This is a genomic window from Streptomyces sp. NPDC102278 (assembly GCF_044766345.1).
Lineage (GTDB): Bacteria > Actinomycetota > Actinomycetes > Streptomycetales > Streptomycetaceae > Streptomyces.
Window position 1 is genome coordinate 192,211 of the sequence record NZ_JBIWLV010000004.1, and the last position, 10,697, is coordinate 202,907.

Annotated in this window: 9 protein-coding genes; 5 read left to right on the forward strand and 4 right to left on the reverse strand. The window is 75.2% G+C overall.

Annotated elements, in window-relative coordinates; all coding sequences use genetic code 11:
• Positions 1-25 precede the first annotated feature (25 nt).
• Both ACIRO3_RS13130 and ACIRO3_RS13135 read right to left on the reverse strand, forming a co-directional pair.
• On the reverse strand, positions 26-1,216 hold the full coding sequence (locus ACIRO3_RS13130; RefSeq protein ID WP_404135676.1) for a serine hydrolase domain-containing protein: 1,191 nt from the start codon (positions 1,214-1,216) through the stop codon (positions 26-28).
• 132 nt (positions 1,217-1,348) lie between these two features.
• A complete protein-coding gene (locus ACIRO3_RS13135; RefSeq protein ID WP_404135679.1) occupies positions 1,349-2,170 on the reverse strand; it encodes a methyltransferase domain-containing protein in 822 nt (273 codons plus the stop codon).
• Between the two features lie 279 nt (positions 2,171-2,449).
• Between ACIRO3_RS13135 and ACIRO3_RS13140 the strand changes: the two genes are divergently transcribed.
• Positions 2,450-3,688 carry an aminotransferase class I/II-fold pyridoxal phosphate-dependent enzyme gene (locus tag ACIRO3_RS13140; RefSeq protein ID WP_404135681.1) on the forward strand — a complete coding sequence of 413 codons (1,239 nt, stop codon included), beginning with the start codon at positions 2,450-2,452 and terminating at the stop codon, positions 3,686-3,688.
• Between the two features lie 28 nt (positions 3,689-3,716).
• The gene (locus tag ACIRO3_RS13145) at positions 3,717-4,889 is read left to right on the forward strand and encodes an MBL fold metallo-hydrolase (protein WP_404135684.1); all 1,173 of its coding nucleotides are present in this window, start codon (positions 3,717-3,719) and stop codon (positions 4,887-4,889) included.
• 29 nt (positions 4,890-4,918) lie between these two features.
• Here the strand turns inward: ACIRO3_RS13145 and ACIRO3_RS13150 are convergent, their stop codons facing one another.
• The gene (locus tag ACIRO3_RS13150; RefSeq protein ID WP_365997519.1) at positions 4,919-5,548 is read right to left on the reverse strand and encodes a VTT domain-containing protein; all 630 of its coding nucleotides are present in this window, start codon (positions 5,546-5,548) and stop codon (positions 4,919-4,921) included.
• Complete coding sequence (locus ACIRO3_RS13155) at positions 5,545-6,321, reverse strand: MBL fold metallo-hydrolase (RefSeq protein ID WP_361772601.1); 777 nt, start codon at positions 6,319-6,321, stop codon at positions 5,545-5,547. Before ACIRO3_RS13155 ends, ACIRO3_RS13150 begins: the two co-directional genes overlap by 4 nt.
• A gap of 120 nt (positions 6,322-6,441) precedes the next feature.
• On the opposite strand from ACIRO3_RS13155, the gene ACIRO3_RS13160 reads away from it, so the two are divergent.
• The 3 genes from ACIRO3_RS13160 (at position 6,442) to ACIRO3_RS13170 (ending at position 10,515) form a co-directional block, all read left to right on the forward strand.
• A complete protein-coding gene (locus ACIRO3_RS13160) occupies positions 6,442-6,846 on the forward strand; it encodes a hypothetical protein (protein ID WP_365997520.1) in 405 nt (134 codons plus the stop codon).
• A gap of 106 nt (positions 6,847-6,952) precedes the next feature.
• Positions 6,953-9,073: a phage holin family protein gene (locus ACIRO3_RS13165; protein ID WP_404135689.1), complete on the forward strand. Its 2,121-nt coding sequence runs from the start codon at positions 6,953-6,955 to the stop codon at positions 9,071-9,073.
• A 74-nt stretch (positions 9,074-9,147) separates the two neighbouring features.
• Complete coding sequence (locus ACIRO3_RS13170) at positions 9,148-10,515, forward strand: amino acid permease (protein WP_404135692.1); 1,368 nt, start codon at positions 9,148-9,150, stop codon at positions 10,513-10,515.
• Positions 10,516-10,697: the final 182 nt, after the last annotated feature.

Genomic DNA, 10,697 nt, shown 5'->3' on the forward strand with positions numbered 1-10,697 from the left:
GGCGGTGTGGCGCGGGGGCGCGGGGCTATGCCGCGGGGCGGGCGGGGGCCGGTCGGCAGAGGGCGGTGGCCAGGACGCGGCCGATGGCCTCGTCCGCGCCCTTGGTCTTGGTGAGGTCGACGTTCACCGCGAGGGTGATCTGCCGCCGACCGTCGGCCGAGGTGAAACTGAAGGTGTTGTAGCCGGGCACGCTGCCGCTGTGCCCTCGGACCGGCCCCTGGTCCGGGCCGCAGACGGTGGTGTTCGCCTCCATGCCGAGACCGTACGAGCGTCCCGGGCGGTCGGTGTCCTTCGTGTCCCGCATCTCGCTCAGCAGCCATGGTGGCAACAACCGGCCCTCCGCCAGGGCCCGTTGGAACCGGTTGAGGTCGGCGGTGGTGGAGATCATGTTGCCCGGTCCCCAGAAGGCGCCGGCGCTGAACGCGGTCAGGTCCGTGGGGGAGGCGCCGGGGCCGTCGAGCCACTCGTAGCCGTTCAGGTGCCGTCCGGGCAGGTCCGGGGTGGCGGGGACCAGGGTGTCGGTCAGGCGCAGCGGGCGCACGATGCGCCGCTCGATCTCCCGGCCGAGCGGATGGCCGCCGACGCGCTCGACGAGCAGGCCCAGTACGACGTAGTTGGTGTTGGAGTACTGCCAGTGGCCCTGGTCGCCCGGGTTGAACGCCCACGGCTCCCGCAGGGCCATCGCGACCAGCTCGTGGGGCGTGTACGCGCTGTGCTGGAGGGTTCTGATCGGGTCGGGCAGTCGGCGCAGCACGTCCGTGTAGTTCGGTATGCCACTGGTGTGGCCCAGCAGTTGGCGCACCGTGACCTCGGCGCCGTTGGCTCCGGCGGGTACCAGGCCGGGAAGGTGGCGGCCGATGGGGTCGTCCAGCGCGATCCGGCCCTCCGCGACCAGTTGCAGGACCACCGTGGCGACGAAGGTCTTGGTGACACTGCCCGCCCGGAACCGGTCTCCCGCCCGCGCGGGCCGGCCCGACAGGTCGGCGACTCCGCTCGCCCCGCGCCACACCCGTCCGTCCTCGCGCACCTCGGCCACCGCGCCGGGCACGCCCTGGGCGATCACCGCGTCCAGGGCGCTCCGCAGGGCGGCGTCGTCGGGGCGGGCGGCGGCCGGACCGCGGGCGGGGTCGGTGGACGCGGCCACGGCCGGCACGGTGGCGGAGCCGGCCAGGCCGAGGGCGAGGAGGAGGGTGACGGCGGTGGTGAGGCGGCGCATGAGCGGGGACTGCCCTTCGTCGACGGCGGGTGGGGTACCGCCTCAACTTAGGCCGAGAGCGCGGGAGTCGACCTCGTGAGCAGGGAGGAGGTCGCCGCTCGGCTCCCCTACGGGTCGCGCCCGACCGGCGGGTCAGGCGCGGGCCAGGATCTCCCCGTTCAGGACGGAGAACCAGGCGTCGGGTGCGGCGCCCCACGCGTGCCAGGCCTCCGCGATCGCGGTCAGTTCGGCCGGTGTCGCGTGGCCGCCGTCCGCGGCGATCGACGCGTACGACGACGCCGTCGTACGGTCCGCCCACAGGGAGGACCACCACGCGACCTCCTCCGGGGTGGCGTAACACCACGCGGTGGCCGAGGCGGCCACCGCGGTGAAGCCCGCCTCCCGCGCCCACGACAACAGGCGCCGCCCGGCGTCCGGCTCGCCGCCGTTCGCCCTCGCGACCCCGCGGTACAGGCTCAGCCACTCCTCCAGGCCCGGTGTCCCGGGGAACCAGGTCATCGCCGCGTAGTCGGCGTCCCTGGCCGCGACGATCCCGCCCGGCCGGCACACCCGCCGCATCTCGCGCAGGGCCCGCACGGGGTCCCCCACGTGCTGGAGCACCTGGTGGGCGTGGACCACGTCGAAGGAGTCGTCGGGGAAGTCCAGCGCGTGGACGTCCGCCGTGGCGAACTCGACCGATCCGGCCAGTCCGCGCTCCGCGACGTGGGCCCGGGCCTGGTCCAGCACGTCCGGCGCCGCGTCGACGGCCGTCACCCGCCCGCCGGGGGACACCAGGGCCGCCAGGTCCGCCGTGATGGTGCCCGGACCGCACCCCACGTCCAGGACCGACAGGCCCGCTCGCAGCTCGCCGATCAGGTAGGCCGCCGAGTTCTCGGCGGTGCGCCAGCGGTGCGAGCGCAGCACCGACTCGTGGTGGCCGTGCGTGTAGACGGCGGTCTCCTTCATGGCGTTCATGGCGGTGACTCCTCCTCGTGGAGTTCGTGTCCTGGAAGCGCTGTGATCACCGTAAGCGCCGGCCCGGGATCTGAGATGTGCGTTTCGGTAGGTGGACAGAACCCTTGCGGGTGAGGGGAACCGTGGTGAAGGCACTCGTCGCGGCCGTGCCGCTCGCCGTGCGGGCGGGGGCTTGTCCACCGGGGGCGGCTCGAGAGTGGGGTTGACGGGCGAAACCAGTCGAATAACCGTATAAAGGTCATGGTCGGTCTGCGAAGCGGACGGGAAAGGACTGCGGGGATGGCGGGGACGGCGGGGTGGCAGCGCACGACGGCCGAGGGGCGCGGCCCCGTCCGGTACGTGCCGCCCGCGCCCCCGGCCGGTCTGCCCGTCCTGCCCGAGCTGACCGCCGTGCTCGCCGCCGCCGCGGACCGCTCCGCGCCCGAACCGCCGGGCGGCGGCGCGACCGTACGCGAGGCCGCCTGCCGGTACTGGGCCCGACGCGGCCTGCCCACCGAACCGGAGAACGTGGCCGCCGGGCCCGGATCCGCGGCGCTGCTGCTCGCGCTCCTCGGCGCGTACGGCGGCGATGTGATGCTGCCCCGACCCTGTCCCGCCTGGTGGACCCCGCAGGTCCGCCTGCTGGGACGGCGGGCGTTCCACGTGCCGACCCCCGCCGAGTGCGGTGGCGTCCCGGATCCCTATGCCCTGCTGGAGACGGTACGGCGGGTCCGCGCCGAGGGCGGGGACCCGCGCGTCCTGCTGCTCTCCGTCGCCGACGACCCGACCGCCACCGTGCCGCCGCCCGAGCTGCTGCGCGAGGCATGCGAGGCCGCCGGGGAGGCGGGACTGTTCGTCGTCAGCGACGAGAGCTGGCGCGACACCGTCCACCGGCCGCACGACACGCTCGTCCTCAGCCCCGCCGAGATGCTCCCCGACCAGGCCGCCGTCCTCGTCGACCTGTCCGGGGCGCTGTTGCCCGCCGGCTGGCCCGCCGCCGTGATCCGCTTCCCCGCCACCGCCCGCGGCACCTGGCTGCGGGCCCGCACCCTCGACGTGCTCACCGCCACCGGCGCCCTGGTCGCGGGTCCGGTCGCCGGAGCCGCGGCGCACGCCCTCGACGAGCCCGACGCGGTCGCTGCCCGCGCCTACGCCGCGGCCGCCCTGCACGGCGCCGTGGCCGCCGCCGCACACCGGGAGGTCCTCGCCGTCGGTGCGCTCGCCCGTCCCCCGCAGGCCGGCCGGCACCTGTACGCCGACCTGACCCCGCTGCGGGCGGGGCTGGCCCGACAGGGCGTGGGCGACGCGATGGAACTGGAGGACTGGTTGGGCGGCCGGCTGGGCTCGCCGACGCCCGGTGGGCAGCGGTTCGCGGACGAACCCGTCGGACTGCGCGTCCGGTTGTCGACGGGCCCGCTGCTCGGGGCCACCGCGCGGGAACGACTGGCCGCGCTCGCGGCCCCCGATCCCCTGGTGTTGCCGCACGTGCGGGACGCGCTGGACCGGCTGCGGTCCGTGCTGGCCGGGTCGGCCGAGTGAACTCCCGCCGGCGAACGGAGACTTCCCGATGACGGACCGGACGGACGCCGGCGCCGCCGAGGGGGCCGGGGGAGCCGGGGGAGCCGCCGCGCGGCCGGCCGCGTCCCGGCGTACACCGGTGCGACCCGACCGTCCCGACCGTCCCGACCGTCCCGACCGTCCCGACCGACCCGATCGATTCGCTCCGCCCGTCACCGGTGACCCGCCCGTCCCCGGCGACCCGGCCGCCCCGCCCGATGCGGCCGTGCCCCGGCCGCTCGGTGAGGTGCGCCGGTGGCCGCGTTCGTTCGCGCACCGGCTGACCACCCCCCTGCCCGGCGTGCGCGCACTCGCCCGCCTGGCCCGCGAAGGCACCTTCCGGCCCGGCCCGGAAGGGCTGCGCGGCATCCCCGACCTGCCCTGCGCCCCCGCCCCGCTGCCCGAGGCCCGGCCCGGGACGGTGTCCGTCACCTGGGTCGGCCACGCCGGCTGGATCCTGCGGACCGGCGGCCTGACCGTGCTCACCGATCCGGTCTGGTCCCGGCGCATCCTGGGCACCCCCGCCCGGCTGACGCCCGTCGGCGTGCGCTGGGAGGACCTGCCGCCTGTCGACGCGGTGGTCATCAGCCACAACCACTACGACCACCTCGACGCCCCCACCCTCAGGAGGCTGCCCCGCCACACGGCCTGCTTCGTGCCGGCCGGGCTCGGGCGTTGGTTCCGGCGCCGGGGCTTCGAGCGGGTCACGGAACTCGACTGGTGGGAGTGCGCCGAACTGGGCGGTGTCCGCTTCGAGTTCGTCCCCGCGCACCACTGGTCGAAACGGTCGCTGCTCGACAGCTGCCGGTCCCTGTGGGGCGGCTGGATCCTCACCGACACGGAGCACGGCAAGAAGGTCTACTTCGCCGGGGACACCGGCTACGGGCACTGGTTCGCGGAGATCGGCCGACGTCACCCCGGGATGGACCTGGCCCTGTTGCCGATCGGCGCGTACGCCCCCCGGTGGTGGCTGCGCGACGTGCACACCGACCCGGAGGAGGCGGTGCGGGCCTGCCTCGACCTGGGCGCCCGGCGGATGGCGCCGATGCACTGGGCCACCTTCGTCCTGTCCGCCGAGCCGGTGATGGAGCCGCTGCACCGGGTGCGCGCGGCCTGGGAGCGGGCCGGGCTGGACCGCGAGCGGCTGTGGGACCTGCCGATCGGCGCCTCCCGGACGTTCTGACGCGCCCGGCCTGATCCGAAAGGCAGGCCCTAGCCGCGTCGGACGCGGCGCCAGAGCGCCGGAGCCGCGCTGATCAGCAGGGTCAGGGCGACCGCGAGGGCCACGCCCTTCCAGGGTTCCGAGAACAGCGAACCGCCCAGGATGCCGATCAGGCCGTAGGTCGCGGCCCAGGCCAGGCACGCCGGGGCGTCGCCGCGCGCGAAACGGCGCAGGGGCATCTCGGCCAGCAGGCACGCCAACATCACGGGGATGCGCCCCGCCGGCACCAGCCGCGAGACGACCAGCACCAGCACGCCGTGCTCGTCGAGCTTCGTCTGCGCCTGTTCGAGCCGCTCCGGAGTGGCCCGTGCCCGCAGGCGCTCCAGCCATCGGGAACCGCCCCGCGAGTGCACCCCGCGCCGCCCGAGCCAGTACAGCGCCAGGTCCCCGACGAACGCCGCGAACGCCGAGACGCCGAACACCGACAGCAGTCCGAACGACAGGGAGTCCTGGTGGTAGGCCACCACCGAGGCCGAACTCACCAGCGCGCCCGTCGGGATCACCGGAACCAGCGCGCCGAGCGCCACGAGCAGGAACAGCGCCGGGTACCCGACCGCCTGCCGGGTGCTGTCCGGCGGGACCTGGCCGACCGCCGCCGCGAGGAGGTCGCGCCAGGTCACGGCAGCCGCACCCGCTCCCCGTGGTCGGGCACCCGCACCGTCACCTTCGGCGCGAGCCGTCCCGCGAACCGGGCGAACTCCCCGCCCGGCGCGTGGAACTCGTGCGGTCGCACCGCGTCCATGCCGACCGGCCAGTACGTTCCGTAGTGCACCGGCACCGCCGCCGCGGGCGCGAGGTCCGCCAGCGCCCGCGCCGCCCGGCCCGCGTCCAGGTGCCCCGCCCCCAGGTACGGCCCCCAGCCGCCGACCGGGAGCAGCGCCACGTCCACCGGCCCGACCTCGTCGGCCATCGTGTCGAACAGCCCGGTGTCCCCGGCGAAGTACGTCCGTCCCGCGCCCTCGATCACGTACCCGAGCGCCGGCGCGAGCTCCGGTCCGAACGGCAGCCGCCGTCCGTCGTGCCGCGCGCTGACCGCCCGGACCCGTACGCCGTCCCGTACCGGAACCACGTCGCCCGGTGCCACCTCCGTGACCGCCAGGCCCCGGGCCGCCGCCACTCTCGCCAGCCCCGGCACGGCCCGGCGGGCACCCCGGGGCACCAGCAGCCGGGTCCCCGGCGCGAGCCGGGCCAGCGAGGGCAGGTGCAGGTGATCGGAGTGCAGGTGCGAGACCACCGCGACGTCCGCCTCGGCCGCGTCCGGCGGCGGCACCGCCCCGCGCCGTCGTCGCAGATGTGCGAACCGCCGTGCGAACAGCGGGTCCGTCAGGAACCGGAGTCCGGAGTCCTCCACCGTGCACGTGGCATGCCCCCACCAGGTGATGTCCACCGGCACCGGTGCTCCCTCCCTCGTCGCGGTCCTGTCGACCTTAGATCCTGTCCCGTCGAACCGCGCCCAATCGGAACCCGGCGCCCCTCTCCTCGACGGCCGCGGATCGGAGTAGGGTCGGGCGCCATGGATGAGTTGCGCGTGGCCGCGATCGCCAGCCTGGCCCCGCTCGAGGAACTCGACGTCGACCCCTTCGCCGTGGACACCCGGAGCCAGCACGCCATGTGCGCCCGCTGGGCCGCGGACCGCGGGTACGTCGTCACCCGGCACCTGCTGGTCTACGGTCTGCGCCACGACCACTGCGGGCTCTGGTCCGACGTCGACGCGGGACGGGTCGACCTGTTCGTCGCCGCCAACCACCGGGTGCTGGCCCGGGCGCTGCGTTCCGTCGAGGACTTCGCCGCCGCGTGCGAGCGGCGCGGGATCCGGCTGGAGACCGCGGGGCTGGAGGAGCCGACGTACACCTCCGCGATGAAGGCCGAGGTGCACCGCCGCCTGTCCATGCCGACGGCGGGCTACGACGGCACGTAGCGCCACCTGACCGGCGGCTTCCGTACGTTCGTGCGCCATCCGTGTCGCCCGGCCGCGTTCGCGGCGCTGTGCGACGCTGGCAGGGAACCACGAACGGGGGTACGGAGTGTGGCGCGGACGGTGGCGCACGGCGGGCGGCGCACTGGTGAGGGTGATCCTCGTGTGGGCGGTGTCCACGCTCACCATGCTCGCCCTGGCCGGGATCCTGCCGGACTTCCGGCTCCGGTCCGACGACGCCGACAGCGTCACCCGGATCGCGCTGACCGCCGCCTGGGGCGCCGGCGCCTTCGGCCTGCTGAGCGCGCTGGTGTGGCCGCTGCTCGTCCGGGCCCTGCTGCTGGTGCCCGCCCTGCTGCTCGGGCTGCTCGTCTTCTTCCTCAACGGCTCGCTGCTGCTGATCGCGCTCAACCTGATCCCCGACGGTCGCGGCGAGGTGGCCCCGGAGACCGCCGTGGTCGTCGCCGCGGTGATGTCCGCCGTGGCGTCCGCGACGTCCACGGCCCTGGCCGTCCGCGACGACGAGGCCTACCGCCGCCGGCTCTACCGGCTCGCCGACCGACGCCGACGCAGGCAGCTGAGGTCGGGCGCCCCCGGCGCGGGCGAGAGCCCCCCGGGGCTGGTCTTCCTCCAACTCGACGGGGTCGGGTACGAGGTGTTGCGGCGGGCCGCGGGATCCGGGGCGATGCCCACCGTCGGCGACTGGCTGGAGCGCGGCCACCGCGTCACGCCCTGGCGCACGGACTGGTCCAGCCAGACGGGCGCCAGCCAGCTCGGCATCCTGCACGGCTCGAACTTCGACGTGCCCGCCTTCCGCTGGTACGAGAAGGACACCGGCGAGATCGTGGTGTGCAATCGGCCCACCAGCGCCGCCGAACTCCAACGCCGCGCCATCGAACGGACCGGCGACGGGGGACTGCTCTCCCTGGACGGGGCCAGCCGCGGCAACCTGTTCAGCGGCGGTGCCGACCAGCTCGCCCTGGTGCTGTCGGTGTCCGCGCGGCGGGGCCCGGCCAACCGCTCCCGGGCGGGCTACTTCGCGTACTTCTCGGACCCGGCCAACGCCGTCCGCACCGCCCTCTCCTTCGTCGCCGAGGTGGGCCGGGAGATAGGCCAGTCGATCCGGGCCCGGATCCGCCACGAGGTGCCGCGCGTGGGCCGCGGCGGTCTCTACCCGATGATCCGGGCCTTCGCCACCGTCGTCGAACGGGACGTCGTCGTCGCCGCGGTCATCGGGGACATGCTCGCGGGCCGCGCCTGCGTCTACGCGGACCTGGTGGCCTACGACGAGGTCGCGCACCACTCCGGCCCGCGCGGCCGGGACACCGACCGGGTCCTGGCCCGTCTCGACCGGAGCCTCGCGCTGATCGCCCGGGTCGCCGAACACGCGCCCCGCGCCTACCGGATCGTGCTGCTCTCGGACCACGGACAGAGCCCGGGGGAGACCTTCCTGGGCCGGTACGGACTCACCCTGAAGGACCTGGTCCGGGCGGGCTGCGGGCTGCCGGTCTCCCGGCGGGCCGGCGGCACCCGCAGCGGCGCCGAGGCCCGCGCGGCGGTCCGCGCGGCCCTGCACCGGCCGGTGGAGGAGGGCGAGGAGGTCGACCCGACGGGCGGCTCCGACCCGGTGGTGCTGGCGTCGGGCAACCTCGCGCTGGTCTCCTTCCCGGACCTGCCCGGGCGGGCCGACCGGGCGTGGATCGAGCGGACCCACCCGGCGCTGCTGGCCACGCTGGCCAACCACCCGGGCGTCGGGTTCGTGCTGGTCGACGGGGAGGTGCTCGGCCCCGGCGGCGCGGTGGCCCGGCTGGACGAGCCGGATGCGGCGGAGCGGCTGCTGGCGGACTTCGGACCGGGCGCGGCCGACGCCGTCCGCCGGACCGACTCGTTCCCGCACGTGGCGGACATCATGGTCAACTCGGCGTACGACCCGGCCGACGGGACGGTGCACGCCTTCGAGGAGCAGATCGGCTCGCACGGTGGCCTGGGCGGCGAGCAGGGGCACCCGTTCCTGATGTGGCCCACCGAACTGTCGGACCCGGGGACCGGCCTGGTCGGCGCCGAAGCGGTGCACGAGGTGCTGCGCCGCTGGCTCCGGGAGGCGGACGGTCCACAGGTCCCGTTGAGCACCGCCTCGACGGCCGGCGCACCGCAGGATCACCGGCCGAAGCCCGCAGCGGGCGCAACCCTTCCTTTCGTGGAGGTGTCCGTACAGGACGAAACCCGTTGATTTGGTGCGTACTTTGCCGTAACCGACGATGTGTCGACCTGTCCGGCATGTGAAACACCAGAGGCGCACCACCCGTGAGCACCACCTCCCTCCCCGCCCCCGCCCCCACCGAGGAACAGGCGAGCCCGCACGCCCGCCGCTTCGGGCTGCCGATCGCGACCTGCCTGGTCATGGGCAACATCATCGGCGGCGGGATCTTCCTCCTCCCCGCCGCGGTGGCCCCCTTCGGCACGATCAGCCTCGTCGCCTTCGCCGTGCTCACCGTCGGCGCGATCGCCCTCGCCCTCGTCTTCGGCAGGCTCGCCGAACGCAACCCGCAGACCGGCGGCCCCTACGTCTACGCCCGCGCGGCCTTCGGGGACTTCGCCGGCTTCCTCGCGGCCTGGAGCTACTGGATCACCACCTGGGTCTCCAACGCGGCCCTCGCGGTCGCCGCCGTGGGCTACCTCACGGTGCTCCTCCCCGCCGTGGGCGAGCACAAGTGGTCCATGTGCCTGGCCGCACTCGCCGTCCAGTGGCTGCCCGCGCTCGCCAACCTCGCGGGCACCCGCTACGTGGGCGCCGTCCAACTCGTCTCCACCGTACTGAAGTTCGCCCCACTGCTGCTGGTGGCCGTCGGCGGGCTGTTCTTCTTCGACCCGGCCAACCTCGGCCCCTTCCGGGCCACCGACCAGAGCGCCGTCGGCGCGATCTCCGCAGCCGCCGCGATCCTGCTCTTCAGCTACCTCGGCGTCGAGTCGGCAGCCGTCAGCGCGGGCGAGGTCCGCGACCCGGCGCGCAACGTCGGCCGCGCCACCATCCTGGGCACCAGCGGCGCCGCCGGCGTCTACCTCCTCGGCACCCTGTCCGTCTTCGGCCTGGTCGCGCACGCCACCCTCGTCACCTCCCAGGCCCCCTTCAGCGACGCCGTCGACGCCATGTTCGGCGGAACCTGGGGCGGCACCCTCGTCGCCTGCGCCGCGGTGATCTCGATGGTCGGCGCCCTGAACGGCTGGACCCTGCTCAGCGCGCAGACCCCGTACGCCGCCGCCAAGGACGGACTCTTCCCGAAGGTCTTCGAGACCAGGAGGCGCGGGGTCCCGATCGTCGGGGTCCTCGTCACCGTCGTCCTGGCCTCGGCCCTGACCGTCTACAACTACACCGCCGGCACCCAGGGCGTCTTCGAGATCCTGGTGCTGGTCACCACCTTCACGGCGACCGTCCCGTACCTGCTCTCCAGCGCCGCCCAGATCTACTTCCTGGTCTCCGGGCAGTCCGCGCGCGTCCACCGGGGCCGGCTGGTCCGTGACACCGTCCTGGCGTGCGCGGCGTTCGCCTTCTCGATGTGGCTCGTGGCCGGCTCCGGATACGCGGCCGTGTACCAGGGCGTGCTGTTCCTCTTCGTGGGCGTGGTGGTCTACGCCGTGATGTCCGCCCGCAGGCACCGCGCCACCGCCGCCTGACCGCCCGCCGGTCCCGCGCGGGACCGCCGGGCCGCGGCCCGCACACGCCACGGGGGCCCGGGGGGGGGGGGGGGGCGCCCCCCCCCCCCCCCCCCCCCCCCCGGGGGGGGGGGCGGGGCCCCCCCCCCCCCCCCCCCCCCCCCCCCCCCACCCCCCCCCCCCCGGCCGGGGGCCGCGGGGGC